This window comes from Enterobacter sp. ECC-019, assembly GCF_043974075.1.
In the GTDB taxonomy this organism is placed as follows: domain Bacteria; phylum Pseudomonadota; class Gammaproteobacteria; order Enterobacterales; family Enterobacteriaceae; genus Enterobacter; species Enterobacter asburiae_D.
The window spans coordinates 3,579,993-3,598,606 of record NZ_CP143759.1; the positions used below are offsets into that span (position 1 = coordinate 3,579,993).

Here is an 18,614-nt window from a genome sequence, read left to right on the forward strand (position 1 = left end):
AAGCGCGGGGCTAAAACGCCACGTCGACAATCAGCGTATCGGTGTAGGTTCCGGCGGGTGGCGTGGTTTGATTGGTCAGGACTTTCGCGGTGTAGTTGTAGGTGCGCAGTAAACCGTCGGTACTGACCTGCGACGATACCGCGCTGGACCAGCGCTCGCTGCCGCTGCCGCCCCAGCGGTTATTCGTGGCTTCTTTATAGATGTCGTAGCTCATGGCGTTGCTGCCGCTCACCATGCGCCGCACGTTGTTCAGCGCGTTAGCCCCGTTGTTAATGCCGATGGTATACGTACTGCCTTTGGTACAGGTGACGGCAATCGCCTGCGAAACGGTAGGGAAACTTTGTACCAGCGGTGCGCTGTTGAAGTTCACATCCGGCGTGGTCATGGCACTGCAATCGTTGGTAACAGTCATGTTCAGTAGAATGGTGGTCGTCGCGGTGCCCACCTGATTGATTGTGCAAATGCCGAGCGCGCCCACGGAGCACACGCTGTAGTTAACGCTGAAGGTTAACTGCACCTGATATGGCCCGGCAGTGACGTTTTGTCCGGCGACGGTGCGAAAATAGAGCGGAATGTTGTACTGCTTTGACCCCAGCAGCCCCAGCAAGGTATTCCCACTCCAGGTATACGATTTACTTATCTGTACCTCGCTGCTGCTCGCGCAGCCCGAGAGTCCGCACAGCCGGGTGGGGATCACGTCCGTGATGGTCGCATCATCTGTCCGTTTCATGGTGGCCCGACTGCTGCCCGAAACCGATGCCGCAGTGTAGGTCAGCGTCACCGAGTCGTTGGTCAGCAGATTCAGTATGGCATCACAGGACACCACCAGCGTGCCGGTGGTTTCCACCTCACCTGTTCCGCTGAGCGCGAAGGAGGTGACGCTGCCAAATGAGGCATTGACCGTACTGACGGTACACGCCGCCCAGCCGCCGCCGGAGAAAAGCAGCAGCATCAACAGCAGCAGGCGCGTCATGGTGCCTCCCGACAAATCAGCGGCCCGTAGGTTTTCAGCTTGTGTTCCGGATTGGCCCCCACGGTCAGGGTAGCTCTGCAGCGTTTTCCGTCAGGCGCTATCACCTCCAGCGGGTTCACATCACTAAGATTTTCCAGCCAGGCGATGCCGTCATACCCCACCACCGCATTGCTGCGCGAGACGCGTCGGACCTGGCTTCCCACCGGCAGCGCCTGCCCGTGCGCATCATGCAGAATAACGCTTGCCACCCGCTCCTGCTCCATCGGGAAATCGACCAGATAGCCGCTGTGACGGCGGATCGCGATCCGCCTCTCGGTCTCTTTCAGACGGGTATCCGCTGGCAGATTCAGGGTATCAATCCGGTAGCTTGCCGGATAATACGCCGACACCCCGCTCACCAGCAGGTAGCCGTTGTTATTGGTTTTACCGACGGGCTGGTTCTCGTAGCTGACGGGCACGTCCGGATGACCGTCGGTACTGATGACCACAAATGCATCGTTGATTTTATTCGCCGCAAACAGCTCGCCGTCCATCAGGACAATTGCGCCCATCGCCTCGCCCCACCAGGTCATGGTATCCCTTTCGCCATAGCCGCCGCCCTGCAGCTCTATGTTGTTATTGCGCCAGCCCAGCGTCCCCTGCTGGTAATCACTGGATCTTGACTGGTTGGCCCAGGCCATGTTCCAGCTGAACCCGCCGTCAGAAGGCATGGAGTGGTTATAGTTGATGCGCTGGGTACTGCCTGCATCCGGGGTATTCTCAACGGTGACAGCAGCGCTGTCGCGTGCCCCCAGCGGCACCTGCAGCGATAGCGCGACCGTCCAGTCCCCTCGCTGCTGGTCCCGGCTGCCGGCCAGGTAAATACTGCTCGCCCCCCACAGATTGCGGCTCCATGAGAGATTAAGCAGCTCGGTTTTTTGGCTGTCAAAACTCTCCACGCCGATCCAGGCCGCACCAACGTTGCCGTACTGTCCCAGATTAAAGGTCAGCGAATACTGGTCCGTATTACGGCTGAAACTGGCGATAGGTTTATCGTTTTCGTCATACACCATCGGCTGGTCGTAGAGGGCGAGGTTGCCAAAGCCGCGGTCGCGACGCGTGTGCTGGGTAGCGACGCTAAACGCGCTGGTACTGTACTGGTAACCCCAGTTGATCTGCCCACCCGTATCACCGCGCATGCGGCTTTGTGAGTAAGAGGTATTCACCACGCCAAACTGGCCGAGTTTTATCACGGTACCCGCCCCGCCCAGCGCCAGCTCCTGCGCCCCTTCCGCGTGGCCCTCCAGCGTTAGCCAGTCTGTTAGACCGTAGCGATACGAACCGCTGCCTGCCGCGGAACCGTAGTCAAAATTCTTGATACCGTAATTTCGCCGCAGGCCGCCCAGCGTCACGGCGCCGTCGCTCAGCCCTTGTTTAAGCAAGTCGCTGGTGACGTAAAACGGTAGCGTAGTGCTTACCTGACGCCCCAGCGCATCCGTCGTGACCAGCACCGCGTCCCCGGCGCCGTTGATATAGGGCAGATTAGTCAGGGTGAAGGGGCCAGGCTGAAGCTGGGTTGAGCCGGAACGATAGCCGTTGATAAAGAGATCGACCGAGGTGGGTACCGCGGCTTCCCCTGCGAACTCGGGCAGCGGCCATGTCACCAGGTCAGGGCGCAAGGAGAAATCCCGCCCGACGCTTATCCCCCCCATTCGCACGCTGGAGCTCCAGCTCAGGGCATCGCTGATCACGTCCCCGACGCTCCAGCTCATCGCGTCATCTTCGTTAGTGACCAGCAGGGTCGTGTCATAGCGAACATACCCTTCCTGCTGGCCGTCGTTACCGCTGAAATTCTCGCGCGCGTAGCCGGTGGAGGAAAAGGAGCCGTTCTCGTTGAAGTAGCGGAACTCATGCCAGAGCGACGCCTGACCGCCGATATGTTCCGTGTGGTTGGTGTAGAGATCGTAATTCAGCAGCGCCCCGCGTCCGTAGTGCGGTTTGGCCTGCGCCGTTTGCGCGCTGAAAGGGGTCACCCGGGCCGTCACCCAGTCACGAGGAACGGTCAGCAGCAGGCGCTGCGCGGCGCTGTCGTACTCCACCCGAACCTGAGTAAGCGAGGAGAGATTCACCTCTCCGGTAGGAACATGCGCCGGAGGTAGCCCCGCGCGCAGCAAATCGGCGCTTGAGACAAAGAAAGCGCCTTTACGCTGCGTCACGGGTACGACCAGGCCGGTATCGTAGTGGTTGACCACGAGAGAAAGCTGGAAAACCGCTTCATCATTTATCGCCTGCGCCTGGGGAGGCGGCGGTAAACTGTCGTCACCGGGCGCGGCCAGGGTCGCTGAGCTGACGCATAGCAGTATCATCATCGCTGGCTTCAGTTGACGGGCGTCGACTGCCATTGTTCGTCCCTGGCATTAATCTGCGCGCTCATCCGTTCTGGCTGACGAGCGCCAGCGGGTACCGGCCAGCTGCGGGTGCTGCCCGGAAGGACGTAACCCAGTAATCCCTCCGCGACCGTGCGTTTCTGCCCCCCCTGCTCCAGCGCGACCTGGCTAAGCCTGACATGGACATCCCCCCGATTTCGGACCTCCAGCGCAGGCTGTCCCCCCGCCTGCGTCACCCGCCAGCTCAGATTTCGGGTCTCCGCCAGCGCGTGGTGCGCGCCCTCTTTTATGGTCGGGATCCCCTGTCCATACACGAACAGAGGGATGGAGTAACGCATCTGCAATTTGAGGCCGATGGTGGGTTCGGCTTTGGCATCAGGCTGGGGGATTTCATCGACGATAATGCGGTAGGCCTGTTCGACGCCTGCTGGAACTGAAGCCTGTTTGATAAGGCGAATAAGCTGCTTGCTGCCCGTGCCAATCGTGACGATGGGCGGGCTGGCGACCACGTCCTGCTGCGCGGTATAACGCTCGTGCCCATCCTCCTGCTTCCAGCGCACGATGCGGACCTGCATCGTCGTGGCGCTGTTTCCCTGGTTCTGGATCCACAGTTCCGTGGCATTGGCGTCCGCAGCAAGCCACGGATCGATCGGCCAGAGCAGGATAGTGGCCGCCGCCTGTGCCTGGCCAGCAACCGCCATTCCCAACGCGCCCGCCAGACAAACGGGTCTGAATAATGGCTTCATCAACACTCTCCCTTTATTACCATGACAAGGTCACGGTGAGCTGATCGGAATAGGTTCCCGCCGGACTAAAACCGGTCAGTAGCGCCACGCCAAAAAGCGGCAGCGCGATGTTATTGCTGTTGGTATAGGTCACCGCTATCGCCTGGTTGACGCCAATTTCGCTGTTCGCGGCCAGCGAGCTGCTGCTGTAGAGCCGGTACGGCACCAGTTCTGTTCCACCAGACCGCTTCATCCGACGAACGGATGAATAATTTTGACCGCCATTAATGCTCATGCTCAGCGCTACGCCCGGCGTGCAGGCGATGGACAACGCCCCGTTTGGCACAAAGCTGGTGCTGACCGGCGCGCTTTCGACGCCGTTATGGGTGCCAAAATCCAGGGTGCCGAGAAGCCCTCCGCTACCGGTAGCCACCGCGCATCCCGGTACAATCGTCGCGCTGACCTTAAAGGACTGTGATGTCACCGCGTCCGCCGTAGGCATCATGAGCAATCCGACGATCAGCGCGAAAAAAGGCTGCACGTGTCCCTCTGCGCGTTTGCGCAGACCTGTAAGAGTTGCCTTCATGCGGTTCGGGACTAATAGGTGACGCTGACGTTAATCGTGTCGGTGTAGGTTCCCGGGACGACCGTCACGCTATTACCACCGCCGGTAATACGCCCGTAGAGGGTGTAACTGTCCACTCCTCCGGTCGTAGAGGCGATCGGCAACGCGGCGTTATTGGCAATCACGGTGTTAAACCCGCTGTCGCTGTACAGGCTGTAAGCCACGCCCTGTGCCGCGTTGGCCGTATTTACCAGATAGCGTTCAGGCGTACCCGGCGAACCGACAACGGAGCCGGGCGCGGTGGAGTGGGTATTACCTGTGATCGCCACCGTATAGCTGGCGGTCGTACATTGAATGGTGAAGGTGTTTCCGCCGCTGGCACCGCTCAGCTGCGTCGTAAGCGTGGAAAAGGTTGCCGGATGGGTACCGAAATCGAGCGTACCGAAGTTAATGCCACTTTGCGCGGGCGATCCGTTTATCAGACAGCCGTTTGTCAGCGTCAGCGTCGCGCCGATGGTGCCGCTACTGGTGACGGCCAGCGCCTGATGGGCCGTTGTTGCAGACAGTAAGGTGCCTGCGCAGATCAAAAGGAGTTTTCTTTTCATTTTCCACCCTCCAGAAGACGTCTCCGTTCCCTTGCCACATTTTATTTTTGTCGTTCAAGATGTTAGCCCCGCTTAAGGTTCCTCTGAGGGGGTTATTGTGAATTTAGTTTACGGATATCGCTTCGACCACCTGCCACTCAACACATAAGCCATATGTCTTATTGACTTAAATTTTCTATTAATAACAGCTAGTTAAATCCATTTAATCCGCGATTTTATTTTTTCCGAAGAGAATATATCCATTAAAGTGTGATGAAGATCACAATATATCGTCTGCGTATTAACAACAAAATTAATAAAACTTAAAAAGGAGTTGTATCCCCCTACACTTTGCGTCAATTTATGTGCCGAATAATTTCCCGCATCGTAATAAAAAATTTATATGTATCGATGCGGGCTACATCTGAAGCGCATAGAGGGTCTTTTTTCGTGGCAAGTGCAAACAAACTCACACTCTTCATCGTGATATTCATGCTGGCGGGTATTCTTTCAGGGGCAGCAATTCATGAATATGCATCTGCGGATGCCATCACAGCCTGGTCGGATAATATTACCCTTCTGACCGATATTTTCCTCCGTCTGATCAAAATGGTCATTGCACCACTGGTCTTCAGCACGCTCACCGTCGGCATTATGAAGCTGGGTGAAACCTCCACCATTGGCCGCGTTGGCGGTAAAGCGATGGTGTGGTTTATCAGCTCATCCGTGCTCTCTATTCTGGTTGGCCTGTTTATCGTCACGCTGGAGCATCCGGGAAGCGGTCTGAACCTGACGATCCCAACCGAAGCGGTGGATACCGGCCTGGCGGTTGGCGGCATGACGCTGAAAGCGTTCCTGTCGCACACCATTCCGACCAGTATCGCGGGGGCGATGTCGAACAATGAGATCCTTCAGATTGTAGTGTTCTCGATGTTCTTCGGCATCGGCGGCGCGTCGCTGGGGCAGAAATTCAACGCGCCGCTGGTGGCCGCGCTGGATGTGGTTTCCCATATCATGCTGAAGGTAACGGGTTACGTGATGTACGTTGCCCCGCTGGCCATTTTCGCGGCGATCTCCTCCGTCATTGCCACACAGGGTCTGGGTATTCTGCTGAACTACGCCTCCTTTATTGGCGGCTACTATGTTGCCATTCTTCTCACCTGCATGGTGCTGCTGGCCGTGGGTTATATGGTGCTGAAAAAAGAGGTATTTCGCCTGGTCAGCATGCTGAAAGATCCTGTCCTGGTGGCGTTTACCACCAGCAGCTCTGAAGCCGCCTATCCTAAAACGCTGGAGCAGCTGGAGCGTTTTGGCTGCTCGCGCAGCATCGCCTCTTTCGTTCTGCCGATTGGCTACTCCTTCAACCTGGTGGGTTCGATGGTATACTGCTCTTTCGCCTCGATGTTTATCGCTCAGGCGTACAACATTCACCTGAGCTTCTCAGAAGTGACGGTTCTGATGCTGACTCTGATGCTGGCCTCCAAAGGGATTGCGGGCGTACCGCGTTCATCTCTGGTGGTGCTGGCAGCGACGATCCCAAGCTTTAACATTCCGGTGGCGGGTATTTTGCTGCTGATGGGGATCGACCACTTCCTGGATATGGGTCGTTCCGCAATTAACGTTCTGGGGAATGGTATTGCGACCGCGATGCTGTCGCAGAATGAAGGTGCGCGGGTAGCGGAAGCGGAAGCTGAGCTGGTAAAGCAGGAAGCGTAAAGGCATGAAAAAGCCGGGTGGCGGCTTCGCCTTACCCGGCCTACAAATGGCTCGAACACGTAGGCCGGGTAAGCGTCAGCGCCACCCGGCTTTGTTTTATGCTACGTGACTCGCGGCGATATCCAGCAGCGCCATCTCATCGCTGTTCAGCAGCTTCTCAATGTTCACCAGAATCAGCATACGCTCGCCGAGTGCGCCCAGACCGGTCAGGTATTCGGTCGACAGCGTGACCGCAAACTCCGGCGCAGGACGAATTTGATCAGAGGTCAGGGAAAGCACATCAGATACGCCGTCCACCACGATACCGACCACACGCTGCCCCAGGTTGAGGACGATCACCACGGTGTTGTCGTTGTAGTCAACGTCGCCCTGGCTGAACTTCACGCGCAGGTCCACGATTGGCACAATAACGCCACGCAGGTTGGTGACACCTTTAATAAAAGCAGGCGTGTTAGCGATGCGGGTAACCTGGTCGTAACCACGGATTTCCTGCACTTTCAGGATATCGATGCCGTACTCCTCATCGCCTAAAGTGAATACCAGAAATTCCTGCCCTGATGGCTCGCCCGCCAGTTTCGTTACATTACTCATACCGGTCATGTTATTACCTTCTACTTAATCAGGCGGCTGTGTACGCCACACGTTGTTCACGATTTAATCCCTGAAGCGCCGAGACATCGACGATCAGCGCCACGCTACCATCACCCAGAATGGTGGCGGCAGAAATACCCGGCACTTTGCGGTAGTTGCTTTCGAGGTTCTTCACCACCACCTGGTGCTGGCCAATCAGCTGATCGACCAGCAGCGCGTAGCGGCGGCCCGCGCTTTGCAGGATCACAACGATACCCTGCGTGGCCTCTGTCTTCGCCCCGTCCACTTCGAACACTTTCCACAGTTCCACCAGCGGCAGGTACTCACCGCGCACTTCGAGGACGCGCTCGCCGCCCGCCAGCGGATGCAGATCTTCTTCACGCGGCTGCAGGGATTCCATCACGGCGTTTAGCGGCAGGATAAAGACTTCGCCCGCCACTTTGACTGACATGCCATCGAGGATCGCCAGCGTCAGCGGCAGCAGAATGCGAATGGTGGTGCCGGAACCCTGTTTAGACTGGATCTCAACGTGGCCGCCCATCTCCTGGATGTTACGTTTCACCACGTCCATGCCTACGCCGCGCCCGGACACGTCGGTCACCTGCTCTGCGGTAGAGAAGCCAGGCGCGAAGATCAGCATGCCCACTTCTTCGTCGGTCATGTTTTCATTGACCGCCATCCCCTGCGAAATCGCTTTTGCCAGGATGCGCTCGCGGTTAAGGCCGGCACCGTCGTCGGTCACTTCGATGCAGATGTTCCCGCCCTGATGTTCCGCAGACAGGATCAGGTTCCCGACCGGGGATTTTCCGGCGGCAATGCGGTTTTCCGGCAGTTCGATACCGTGGTCGAGGCTGTTACGCACCAGGTGCGTTAACGGGTCGATGATACGCTCGATCAGGCTCTTATCCAGTTCGGTTGAGCTGCCCATCAGGGTCAGTTCAATTTGTTTATTTAGCTTGCTGGCAAGGTCGCGGACCAGACGCGGGAAGCGGCTGAAGACATATTCCATCGGCATCATACGGATGGACATCACCGATTCCTGCAGGTCGCGGGCGTTACGCTGCAACTGACCCATGCTGGTAATCAGATCGCCGTGCGTGACCGGGTCCAGTTCGTTAGAACGCTGGGCCAGCATCGACTGGGTGATCACCAGTTCGCCCACCAGGTTTATCAGTTGGTCAACCTTCTCAACCGCAACGCGTATACTGGTTGACTCGCTGGAGCGCGCGGCAGGTTTTTCACCACGGCCAGGTGCCGCGGCCTCTTTTGGCACCGCCTTCAGCGCCGGAGCCGCAGGCGTCACAGCCGGAGCAGCGGCCTGAGCGACAACAGCCACCTCTTCCACTGCCGCAGGGGCGTCAACCGCAGTCGTTTCGGTTTCGAAGGCGATCTGGTCAGCTTCAATCACAAAGCACAGCACGGCGACGATATCGTCCTGGCCAATACCGTCATCAAGCGTCGCAGCAAGGCTGTCTTTGCCTTTTACCACGTTGCTTAATTTCGCCAGATTACCCAGCTCTTCTTCCAGCAGGTTAACTTCACTCTCTTTCAGGCGTGACAGCACAACGCGCAGTTTGCCCGCCTGTGCGTCGGCTGAGGCAGACTCCTGCCCGGCAACCGCATCAACAACGCTCAGTTTTGCGGCCGGAACAACCGCTGCGGCAACCTCACCTTTTGCTTCCAGCGCGAGCTGGCGCAGCGCATTGCAGATGTATTCAAAGCTGGCGGCATCAGGCTCTGCCGAACTTTTATAGGCGTCGAGCTGTTCCTGCATAATATCTTTGGTTTCCAAAAACAGGTTGATAATGTCGGTATTGAGCTGCATCTCACCGCGTCGCGCTTCATCAAGCAGGTTTTCCATTAAATGGGTCGTTTCCTGCAGGATGGTAAATCCAAACGTTCCGGCTCCGCCTTTAATAGAGTGCGCCGCACGGAAGATGGCATTGAGCTGCTCGGAGTCCGGTGCTTCGGGCACCAAATTGAGCAAGTGTTGCTCCATATCGGCCAACAATTCGTCGGCTTCATCAAAGAATGTCTGGTAAAAATCGCTAATATCCATGCTCACGCTATCACCTCGGATTGGCTGGTGGCGATGTTGGAACGGCAGCCGAAGGAACGGCCCCAGGCTGTTTTAAATCGTCCAGTGACTCATTCTGACTTTCGGCGTTTTCATGCAGGATGGCCTGCTCCGCCTGCTGGTTCAGCACTAAAAGACTGATACGACGGTTGATGGCATCATCCGGCCCGCGGTCGGAAACGCGCATGGTTGCGGCCATGCCGACTACGCGCAGTACCTTGCCATCATCAAGCCCACCTACCACCAGCTCGCGACGCGAGGCGTTGGCACGATCGGCAGAAAGCTCCCAGTTGCTGTATCCCTTCTCCCCACTGGCGTACGGGAAATCATCCGTGTGTCCTGACAGGCTGATTCGGTTAGGTATGCCGTTCAGCACCGGTGCAATACCGCGCAGAATGTCGCGCATGTACGGTTCGACTTCCGCACTCCCGGTTTTAAACATTGGGCGGTTCTGGCTGTCGATAATCTGAATACGCAGCCCTTCCTGCACCAGGTCGATCTTCAGATGCGGGCGCAGCGCACGAAGCTTCGGATCCGCTTCAATCAGCTGATCGAGATCGCCACGCAGTTTCTTCAGACGCGCCTGCTCCATCTTTCTTTTCAGCTCGTCGATGTTCGGCTCTTTTTTCACCTCACCCTTCTGCTGGGTGTAATCATCGCCGCCGCCCGGGATCGGGCTTTCGCTGTTAGAAATACGCGGCCCACCGGCCACCGCCGTTGCCAGCGGCGTGCGGAAATATTCGGCAAGCTGGATCAGTTCTTTTGGGCTGGAGATGGAGATCAGCCACATCACCAGAAAGAACGCCATCATTGCAGTCATAAAGTCGGCGTACGCAATTTTCCACGAGCCGTGTGAACCATGCCCACCGCCCTTGTGCTTGCGTTTTTTTACGATGACGATCGGATGGGACTGGTTTTTCATGCGTCCTCAGTTGTCGTCTGTTGGTTTGGGTTTTTCACCGCACGCACGTGTTCTTCAAGCTCGATAAACGACGGACGCTCGCTGGAGTAAAGCGTTTTACGGCCAAACTCAACCGCGATCGGTGGCGCGTAACCGTTGAGGTTAGAGAGCAGCGTGATCTTCACACACTGCATCATTTTGGTGGTTTCCGCGCTCTTCTGGCGCAGAACGGTTGCCAGCGGAGAGATGAAGCCGTACGCCAGCAAAATACCGAGGAAAGTTCCCACCATCGCATGGGCAATCAGCGCACCGAGCTCGGCTGCCGGACGGTCTGCCGAGGCCAGGGCGTGAACCACCCCCATTACCGCAGCAACGATACCGAATGCCGGAAGCGAGTCGCCGACCAGCGCCAGGCTGTTGGCCGGCACTTCAGATTCGCTTTCGTGGGTTTCGATCTCTTCGTCCATCAGCGCTTCGATTTCGAAGGTATTCATGTTGCCGCTGATGATGAGTCGCAGATAGTCGACGATGAAGTCCAGCATCATGGCGTCAGCAAGAATTCGCGGATAGCTGGCAAAAATTTCGCTCTCTTTCGGGTTTTCAATATCCCGTTCAAGCGAGAACATGCCCTGCTGACGCGACTTCGCCATCAGGCGATAGAGCAGTGCCAGCAGATCCATATACATACTTTTGGTGTATTTCGAGCGACGGAACAGCAACGGAATCGCTTTCAGCGTGCCCTTGATCGATTTACCGTTGTTGCCAACGATAAAAGCCCCTACCCCTGCACCGCCGATGATAATAAGTTCAGCCGGTTGATAGAGTGCTCCAAGGTGCCCGCCGGTCATCATGTAACCGCCGAAAACTGTACCGAGAACTACCAGGTAACCTAATAAGATAAGCACGACATCATCCTTCCGCTAGTGACTATGGCAAGGACGTCCAGCTCGCAGCGTTTACCGTTTGCGGGGTAAAAAAAAGCAGCGGTAATTGCTTACCGCTGCTGGAATCTTTCCCACACGTTCGGGTTAAACAGCTTGTTCGATCTGTTCATCCAGCAGTTGTGGAATAATATCGGCAGCATCCCGGGAAAGTTTACGTCTTTTTACTGCGCGGGATGGAGGCTGACATAAACTACAGGCGAAACTGCCTGCAGGCTGATGAGCATGGGTGATAAAATTGCCGTCGCAGCAGTTGCAGCGCGACAGTTCAAGCATTCCGCTCTCAACAAAACGCACCAGCGTCCATGCGCGGGTCAGCGCCAGCAGAGGACCTTCGTCCTGCTGTGGGCATTGTTCAAGGTAAAGTTTGTACGCTTTGATCACAGCGTCAACGCCGCTACACAAACCGGTTTTGAGAAGATACTGCCAGGCATTACAGAACATGGAAGCGTGAATGTTCTGCTCCCACGTCATAAACCAGTCGGTAGAAAACGGCAGCATGCCTTTCGGCGGGGGACTACCACGTAACTCTTTGTACAGTTTGATGAGACGGCCACGGCTCAACTGAGTCTCGCTTTCCAGCATTTGTAAACGAGCACCCAGTGTAATCAGCTCCATGGCCAACTGTATGTCACGCGCTTCCTGAACAATGCTTTTCTCGCTCATTGCTAGGCCCTTTTCTTACGGGCTGCGTCATCAGGCTGGCTGATTTCGTTAAGCAAGCGAGTGGAGAGAAGAATACCGGTATGAATCTGTTGAAGATCGTCCACACGGGACTCCTGCGTCAGACGCGTGATTGTCTGCGAATCATCGAAACGGAACTGGCAAACCAGTTGATTCGTTTCAGCCAGTTTAACCATCTGCGGGAGGGTTAAGCCACCCAGCATGGTTGCCATTTCTTCGTTAATACCCAGACGAAACATCGCGGACGCCTTGTCCTGACTAATCAAACGCTGCGCGAGCAGTAAATACGACAAATTGATGTCATAGATATGTTTTAGCAACTCGGATGTATGCATTGTTCCCATCCCGAATAACCAACTATTATTTTTATGCGGAAAGACCGCACCCCGTGATGTCGCCGGGAAATCACCCGGTATAAAAAAGAAAAGGCTAAATGCATAGTTGAATTTAGGTTTGTATTCATTGAAACCCGTAAGAGAGAAACCGCGAATGCGTCTCTTACATGTTTTATCATTTCTTACAAATAACTAAGATTTTTCCTAATTCGACGCAAACTCTACTCGTCAGTTTTGCCACATACAATCCAGCCACCCTCAAATTTAAAAAAAATGTGATCCACGTCACACAATTTAAGTGAATATGACCCATAAATCCATCAGTATGACTTGTAATTTGTTTACCTTTTAACCAATCAGTACTGTTTTGTATTCTTAATTGACGAATACTCATGCAGACGGGTGATCCGAACTGGCATGCAACGTGCTTTTCCCGTCGTAAGCGCTACGCTGAAACATTTACAACAAACCCCTCTCCGGGAAACATTTTTCTTACCGTGAAAAAACATATAGTTATGCATGTAGCACAAAAAAGATGTTTCAGAACGTGATCATTCGAAATGATTTTGTAACGCACCAAAACGATTTAACTGTGAAACCGTGAATTTGTGTGATTTACGTTAAGTTGTTAATTTTTTTCATTTAGGCGCATTTTTCAGTTATTCTTCTTATAAGAATAATTAATGAATAATTATGATAAGCTTCACACTAATGTCGTAATCAGCTCTTGCAGATCCAGGGAATTCGCGGTAAAGGTGATCAAACGCTGTCTTTCAGACACCTAAGGAGTGCGCCATGAGTTACTCCCATCTTCTTGTTTCCGTTGCAGTTTCTCCAGAAAGTCATCAGCTTGTCGCCCGGGCGGTTTCCATTGCCAGACCCCACAATGCCCGTATCAGCCTCATCACGCTCGCCGCAGAGCCAGAGATGTATAATCAGCTGGCCGCCCCCATGCTGGAGGATATTCGAGAGGTCCTTCAGGAAGAAACACAGCAATTTCTGCGTGAATTAGTGGAAAAGGCGCAATATCCGGTTTATGAGACAATTATTGCGACCGGGGAACTTAACGCCCATATTCTCGACATGTGTCGTAAACAAGATATTGATTTAGTGATTTGCGGGAATCATAACCACAGCTTTATATCGCGCGCAGCCTGCGCGGCGAAATCCATTGTCGCGTCGAGCCAGGTCGATGTGCTGTTAGTGCCGCTTGGGGGGAATTAACCCCCCAGCGGAAAATCAGGCGAGTTTAGGGAAGGTCGCGATCTTTTTTTGCAGATCGCCTTCATGACTTTGCGGGGCGATATCCCGGAGATCCTGAATAAAACGTGCCTGCCAGTGGTTAATGTCGTTCTTACGGATCGTCTCCATCATGTCGGCATGGCGGGAAAGACGTTCCGTGAGCGGCATTGTCAGGGCACGATTCAGCGCATTTGCCACGTCGTCCCTGTCATAAGGGTTAACGATAAGCGCCGACGTGAGCTCATTTGCGGCACCGGCAAACTGGGAGAGCACCAGAACACCCGGGTCGGCAGGATCCTGGGCCGCCACATACTCTTTCGCAACGAGGTTCATCCCGTCGCGCAGCGGCGTGACCAGGCCTACGTCCGCATAGCGGAAGACCTTCATCAGGATTTTGCGGTCAAAGTGCTGATTCAGGTAAAAGAGCGGCGTCCAGCCCAGCTGCCCGTAGCGGCCATTAATCCGCCCTGCTTCTGTCTCGAGCTGATGACGAATATCCTGATAGGCCTGAACCTCACCGCGCGACGTCGGCGCGATCTGGGTATAGCGGATTTTACCGTGATGCTGCGGATATTTATCCAGCAGCGTTTCATACGCCAGGAAGCGTTCCGGCAGCCCTTTGGAATAATCAAGACGCTCGACTGAGAAGATATTTTTCACGTGCTTGAGTTCATTCTTAAGCTGCGCCAGCTTCGGCGGCAGCGGGCCGGAAGCCTGCTCCGCGATTTCGTCAGGTTCAATCCCTATTGGATACACTTCGGTGTGGAAGGTTTTCCCCCACGCCGTATGGGTTTTCCCGCCTTTGGTCACCAGCCGCGCTTTACCTGACACGGAGTCAAGGAACGCGAGGCGGTCATTTTCGGTCTGGAAGCCCAGTAAATCATAATCACACAGCGCCTCCAGCAGCGCTTCATGCGGCGGCAGCGCGGTAAAAATCTCCGGCGTCGGGAACGGGATGTGCAGGAAGAATCCAATCCGGTTATTTACCCCTCTTTTTCGCAACTCGCGCGCGAAGGGCAACAGGTGATAATCGTGGATCCATAAAATATCGTCTTCCTCGATTAATGGCAGCAGTTTATCTGCCAGCAGCGCATTCACGCGCGAGTAGCCTTCGAAGGATTCACGCTGGAATTTTACCAGGTCAAGACGATAGTGAAACGCGGGCCACAGGACGGCATTCGAGAACTGCGAGTAATACTCGTCGTAGTCTTTCTCTTTCAATGCAAATGAAGCCCACGTAATGTTTCCACGCGTCACTTTTTTGAGCGGTTTCTCTTCTTCACTGATTTCTCCACTCCAGCCAAACCACAGCCCGCCAGCGGCTTTTAAGGCACCTAACACCCCTACCGCGAGGCCACCTGCACTGGCTTTTTTATCATCAGGCGGTGCGATTCGGTTAGAGACGACGACTAAGCGACCCATAATGGTTTCCCCCTTTGCTTTGCGCTATTTGTTGTTGTTGCTGGTTAGCGATGTCAGATATCCACTGCCAGACGCTGGCGACATCCGCCAGTCGCCATTCGGCAACGGTGTCACCAGGCCCCACCTTGACGGCGATCCCTCCGGCCTGATTCACCACGCGAAACCCGGCCTCGTCGGTCAGGTCATCGCCCAAAAATACGGGTGTACGTCCCTTAAATGGCGGTTCCGCCATAAACGCCGCAATAGCAGCACCTTTATTAATCCCTTCCGGTTTTATCTCAACGACGCACTTCCCCGGCTGCAGCGCGAGCTGCGGGTGTGCATCGGCCACGCTGCGGGCAATCGCAAAGACCGCCGCCTCGTGATGAGGTGCCTGTCGATAGTGCAAGGCGAAAGCCATGCCCTTCGCTTCCAGTTCAGTGCCTGGAAGCGACGCCAGCGCCGAGGAGAGTTGAGTGTGTAACGCCTGAATTAAGGTCTCAGGAAGTGATACAACGTGCAGTTGATCATGGATATCGCGGCGCTCCGCTCCGTGTACACCGGCTAGCGGAAAGTGGTAAGGACTGGCGAGCACGTCCAGCTCGGCCATTGAGCGCCCTGAAATCAATGCCAATGCCCCCTCGTTCAGTCTTGAGAGCTGCTGCAAATTCTCTAGCACCGTATCCGGTACGACCACGTCGTCAGGATGCGGCTGGATCCCGGCGAGAGTCCCGTCGAGGTCAAAAAAGAAAGCATATTTTCCGGGCAATACAGGCGGTGCGGTTAACGAGTCAGCCACCCTAATCCTCCTTACGGTTTACGAGAGGTAAACGCCTTTACCTCTTTCATAGCCATGTAAGTATAGACAGTGTGACGGGGCTCGCCATTTGACAACCGCCCCGCCAGCAAAACTGGCGAGGCGGTTCAGGGGTCAACTAAGGTTATTAGTTGTGCAATAAAAACGCAGCGCTGGGGTTACAGGGTACGCTTCGCTTTTTGCTTGTAACGGTCGAAAATCACGGCTGCGAGAAGGATCAGACCACGCACGACGTACTGCGAGAACGGCGAAATATTCAGCAGGTTCATGGCGTTCTCTACGGTGCCCAAAATCAGGATACCGGCCACCACATATGAGATTTTTCCGATGCCGCCTTTGAGGGAAACGCCCCCTAAAACGCAGGCCGAAATGACGATCAGCTCATAACCAATAGAGGTCATTGGCTGGCCGCTGGTCATACGTGAAGCCAGAATAATCCCTGCAGCGGCAGAAACCAGCCCTGAGAGCACAAAGATAATAATCTTGGTTCGCACCACCGGTACCCCGGCCAGACGGGCAGCCTCTTCATTACCGCCAATCGCCAGTGTGTTACGCCCAAAGGTGGTCCTGTTAAGCAGGAAGCCGAACAGGATCAGGCAAGCCACGGTCAGCCAGATAGGCGCAGGCAGACCCAGCCAGTTGGCGTAACCCAGCGTAAAGAAGCGCTCGTCTTCAATCCCCACCGCTTTACCGTCGGAGATAATATAGGCCAGCCCGCGGACAATTTGCATCGTGGCGAGCGTGGTGATCAGGGCGTTAATCTTCAGGCGGGCGATAACAAAACCGTTTACCAGGCCGCTGATGACGCCGAGTAGCAGACCGGCCAGGACGCCAATCCACAGGCTCTCGGTCATGTTGATCACCACTGCCGTCGTGACGCCCGCACAGGCAATCACCGATGCTACCGACAGGTCAAAATCGCCGGAGGCCAGACAGAACAACATCCCGCAGGCCACCATCCCGGACATGGAAATGGCCAGCCCCAGCCCCTTCATATTAATGAAGGTGGCAAAATTAGGAACAAAGATCGCGCAGGCGAGGAACAGTGCGGCAAAGACCACCAGCATGCCGTACTGATCCCAGATACGCCCAAAACTCAGCGCCGACTTCGACTTCGGCACTCCGGATGTAGTAACAGAGGACATCATTAACTCCTTACTCAGGCGACAGCCTGGCTGACTTTAGGCATGGCGAGGTTCAACGCCTGTTGTTCATTCGCCTGTTCATGAAGTAATTCGCCGGCAATTTCGCCTTCTCGCATCACCACAATGCGGTCGGCCACGCCAAGCACCTCCGGCAGATCGCTGGAGGCGAAGAGCACCGCCACGCCGCGTTTTGCCAGCTCATAGATCACGTTATAAATCTCGTGTTTTGCCCCCACATCGATACCGCGCGTCGGTTCATCCAGCAAAATGACCTTCATATCTTCTGACAGCCAGCGGCCTAAAATCGCCTTCTGCTGGTTTCCGCCTGACAGATTCATGATCAGCTGTTCCGGACCCGGCGTTTTGATGTTAAGCGAACGAATATGGTGATCGGCGTTGCTCGACTCCCAGCTGTCGTTTATCAGGCAGCCAGCGCGAATAAACTTGCGGCGGGCGGAAATATTGATGTTGTCGCGTACCGAATGCACCGGAATAATCCCCTCGGCTTTACGGTCTTCCGGACAGAGCATCATTCCCGCCCTGATAGCGTGGGCCGGTTTCTGGATATCTACCCGTTCGCCGTCAATGGAGACCTGCCCATCGGTAATGCGGGTACCGCCGAACAGGCCTTTCATCAGTTCACTGCGCCCCGCCCCCACCAGGCCAAACAGGCCAACTATTTCGCCGCTGCGTACGGATAACGAAACGGGCGTGCGCACGCCCGGCGCTTTGACGTTGTCCAGGCGCAGGCGTTCAGGGCCGTACTGGCGCGGCTGCCAGTGATAAATATCACCCAGCTCGCGTCCAACCATCGCCTGAACAAGCTGGTCATGGTTAACCTGCGTCATGTCGGTAAAGGTGCGCACATAGCGCCCATCTTTAAAGACAGTGATGGCGTCGCTCAGGGCAAATATCTCCTCCATGCGGTGCGAGACATACAAAATCGTACGGCCTTCCTGACGCAGTTCGCGGATCACGCGGAACAGATTGTCAATTTCACGCGCGGAGAGCGAACTGGTGGGCTCATCGAAGGCAATAATTCTGGCGTTACGCGCCAGCGCTTTGGCAATTTCCACCATCTGCCACTGGCCGATGGAGAGATATTTCAGCGGCGTCTGGGGATCGACGTCCAGACCCAGGTGTTTAAGCTGCAGCCCTGCTTCATAATTAAGTAGCGAACGATTTACTACGCCGCCTTTGTGCGGGAGCTGTCCTAAATAGATGTTTTCCGCCACGGTCATCTCAGGAATGAGGTGCAGCTCCTGGTAGATGATGGCCACCCCGGCATTGAGGGCCGCCGTGGTATCGGCAAACGCCACCTCTTCGCCGCGAATGGCCAGCGTGCCGGTAGTAGGCGCGTAGTTGCCGCTGAGGATCTTCAACAGTGTGGATTTTCCCGCACCGTTTTCCCCCATCAGGGCGTGAACCTGGCCGGCATAGCAGTCGAAGCTGATATCGGTCAGCGCGTTAACACCGGGGAAGGTTTTCCCGATGCCGCGAAAAGAGAGATACGGATCAGACTGTCGCATAACGTCTCCGTGATTCCTGTAG

General features: G+C 55.3%; 17 protein-coding genes. 2 read left to right on the plus strand and 15 right to left on the minus strand.

The genetic code is table 11. The features are described from left to right. Positions 1 to 10: 10 nt before the first annotated feature. Genes V1566_RS16985 through V1566_RS17005 form a run of 5 tightly spaced genes read right to left on the minus strand, consistent with a single transcriptional unit; the run spans position 11 to position 5,234 of the window. Positions 11 to 973, minus strand: a complete 963-nt coding sequence (locus V1566_RS16985; protein ID WP_395304068.1) for a spore coat protein U domain-containing protein — start codon at positions 971 to 973, stop codon at positions 11 to 13. Next, positions 970 to 3,354 (minus strand): fimbria/pilus outer membrane usher protein, encoded by a 2,385-nt coding sequence (locus V1566_RS16990; protein WP_395304069.1) that lies wholly within the window; start codon positions 3,352 to 3,354, stop codon positions 970 to 972. The genes V1566_RS16985 and V1566_RS16990 overlap by 4 nt, the downstream gene beginning before the upstream one ends. Next, positions 3,330 to 4,085, minus strand: a complete 756-nt coding sequence (locus tag V1566_RS16995) for a molecular chaperone (protein WP_395304070.1) — start codon at positions 4,083 to 4,085, stop codon at positions 3,330 to 3,332. The genes V1566_RS16990 and V1566_RS16995 overlap by 25 nt, the downstream gene beginning before the upstream one ends. A gap of 16 nt (positions 4,086 to 4,101) precedes the next feature. After that, entirely contained in the window at positions 4,102 to 4,650 is a 549-nt protein-coding gene (locus V1566_RS17000) for a spore coat U domain-containing protein (RefSeq protein WP_395304071.1), read from the minus strand. A gap of 11 nt (positions 4,651 to 4,661) precedes the next feature. After that, entirely contained in the window at positions 4,662 to 5,234 is a 573-nt protein-coding gene (locus V1566_RS17005; protein ID WP_311392194.1) for a spore coat protein U domain-containing protein, read from the minus strand. 429 nt (positions 5,235 to 5,663) lie between these two features. On the opposite strand from V1566_RS17005, the gene V1566_RS17010 reads away from it, so the two are divergent. Further along, positions 5,664 to 6,929: a dicarboxylate/amino acid:cation symporter gene (locus V1566_RS17010; RefSeq protein WP_395304072.1), complete on the plus strand. Its 1,266-nt coding sequence runs from the start codon at positions 5,664 to 5,666 to the stop codon at positions 6,927 to 6,929. A 96-nt stretch (positions 6,930 to 7,025) separates the two neighbouring features. Here V1566_RS17010 and cheW read toward each other — a convergent pair whose 3' ends face one another. From cheW to flhD, 6 genes are all read right to left on the minus strand, one after another. After that, a complete protein-coding gene (cheW, locus tag V1566_RS17015) occupies positions 7,026 to 7,529 on the minus strand; it encodes a chemotaxis protein CheW (RefSeq protein WP_008500420.1) in 504 nt (167 codons plus the stop codon). Positions 7,530 to 7,548: 19 nt separating this feature from the next. Beyond that, positions 7,549 to 9,585, minus strand: coding sequence for a chemotaxis protein CheA (gene cheA, locus V1566_RS17020; RefSeq protein WP_395304073.1), 2,037 nt, complete (start codon positions 9,583 to 9,585; stop codon positions 7,549 to 7,551). A gap of 4 nt (positions 9,586 to 9,589) precedes the next feature. Beyond that, positions 9,590 to 10,519, minus strand: a complete 930-nt coding sequence (gene motB, locus V1566_RS17025) for a flagellar motor protein MotB (RefSeq protein ID WP_395304074.1) — start codon at positions 10,517 to 10,519, stop codon at positions 9,590 to 9,592. Further along, positions 10,516 to 11,403, minus strand: coding sequence for a flagellar motor stator protein MotA (gene motA, locus V1566_RS17030; RefSeq protein ID WP_395304075.1), 888 nt, complete (start codon positions 11,401 to 11,403; stop codon positions 10,516 to 10,518). Before motA ends, motB begins: the two co-directional genes overlap by 4 nt. 123 nt (positions 11,404 to 11,526) lie before the next feature. After that, entirely contained in the window at positions 11,527 to 12,105 is a 579-nt protein-coding gene (gene flhC / locus V1566_RS17035; protein ID WP_134350705.1) for a flagellar transcriptional regulator FlhC, read from the minus strand. A gap of 2 nt (positions 12,106 to 12,107) precedes the next feature. Continuing rightward, on the minus strand, positions 12,108 to 12,458 hold the full coding sequence (gene flhD, locus V1566_RS17040; protein WP_023312264.1) for a flagellar transcriptional regulator FlhD: 351 nt from the start codon (positions 12,456 to 12,458) through the stop codon (positions 12,108 to 12,110). Between the two features lie 795 nt (positions 12,459 to 13,253). Here flhD and uspC point away from each other — a divergent pair. Further along, positions 13,254 to 13,682, plus strand: coding sequence for a universal stress protein UspC (gene uspC, locus V1566_RS17045; protein ID WP_159514446.1), 429 nt, complete (start codon positions 13,254 to 13,256; stop codon positions 13,680 to 13,682). 15 nt (positions 13,683 to 13,697) lie between these two features. Here the strand turns inward: uspC and otsA are convergent, their stop codons facing one another. From otsA to araG, 4 genes are all read right to left on the minus strand, one after another. Continuing rightward, positions 13,698 to 15,122, minus strand: coding sequence for an alpha,alpha-trehalose-phosphate synthase (gene otsA, locus V1566_RS17050; protein ID WP_331412016.1), 1,425 nt, complete (start codon positions 15,120 to 15,122; stop codon positions 13,698 to 13,700). Further along, positions 15,097 to 15,900 (minus strand): trehalose-phosphatase, encoded by an 804-nt coding sequence (otsB, locus tag V1566_RS17055; RefSeq protein ID WP_395304076.1) that lies wholly within the window; start codon positions 15,898 to 15,900, stop codon positions 15,097 to 15,099. Before otsB ends, otsA begins: the two co-directional genes overlap by 26 nt. A 176-nt stretch (positions 15,901 to 16,076) precedes the next feature. After that, on the minus strand, positions 16,077 to 17,063 hold the full coding sequence (gene araH, locus V1566_RS17060; protein WP_121424242.1) for an L-arabinose ABC transporter permease AraH: 987 nt from the start codon (positions 17,061 to 17,063) through the stop codon (positions 16,077 to 16,079). Between the two features lie 14 nt (positions 17,064 to 17,077). Further along, positions 17,078 to 18,592: an L-arabinose ABC transporter ATP-binding protein AraG gene (araG, locus tag V1566_RS17065; protein WP_395304077.1), complete on the minus strand. Its 1,515-nt coding sequence runs from the start codon at positions 18,590 to 18,592 to the stop codon at positions 17,078 to 17,080. Positions 18,593 to 18,614 lie beyond the last annotated feature (22 nt).

Coding starts and splice junctions, on each gene's coding strand:
- uspC (WP_159514446.1), top strand. CDS start 13,254: ATGAGTTACTCCCATCTTCTTGTTTCCGTTGCAGTTTCTCCAGAAAGT.
- araG (WP_395304077.1), bottom strand. CDS start 18,592: ATGCGACAGTCTGATCCGTATCTCTCTTTTCGCGGCATCGGGAAAACC.
- flhC (WP_134350705.1), bottom strand. CDS start 12,105: ATGAGCGAGAAAAGCATTGTTCAGGAAGCGCGTGACATACAGTTGGCC.
- motB (WP_395304074.1), bottom strand. CDS start 10,519: ATGAAAAACCAGTCCCATCCGATCGTCATCGTAAAAAAACGCAAGCAC.
- cheW (WP_008500420.1), bottom strand. CDS start 7,529: ATGACCGGTATGAGTAATGTAACGAAACTGGCGGGCGAGCCATCAGGG.
- V1566_RS17000 (WP_395304071.1), bottom strand. CDS start 4,650: ATGAAGGCAACTCTTACAGGTCTGCGCAAACGCGCAGAGGGACACGTG.
- araH (WP_121424242.1), bottom strand. CDS start 17,063: ATGTCCTCTGTTACTACATCCGGAGTGCCGAAGTCGAAGTCGGCGCTG.
- V1566_RS17005 (WP_311392194.1), bottom strand. CDS start 5,234: ATGAAAAGAAAACTCCTTTTGATCTGCGCAGGCACCTTACTGTCTGCA.
- V1566_RS16985 (WP_395304068.1), bottom strand. CDS start 973: ATGACGCGCCTGCTGCTGTTGATGCTGCTGCTTTTCTCCGGCGGCGGC.
- V1566_RS16990 (WP_395304069.1), bottom strand. CDS start 3,354: ATGGCAGTCGACGCCCGTCAACTGAAGCCAGCGATGATGATACTGCTA.
- otsA (WP_331412016.1), bottom strand. CDS start 15,122: ATGGGTCGCTTAGTCGTCGTCTCTAACCGAATCGCACCGCCTGATGAT.
- flhD (WP_023312264.1), bottom strand. CDS start 12,458: ATGCATACATCCGAGTTGCTAAAACATATCTATGACATCAATTTGTCG.
- V1566_RS16995 (WP_395304070.1), bottom strand. CDS start 4,085: ATGAAGCCATTATTCAGACCCGTTTGTCTGGCGGGCGCGTTGGGAATG.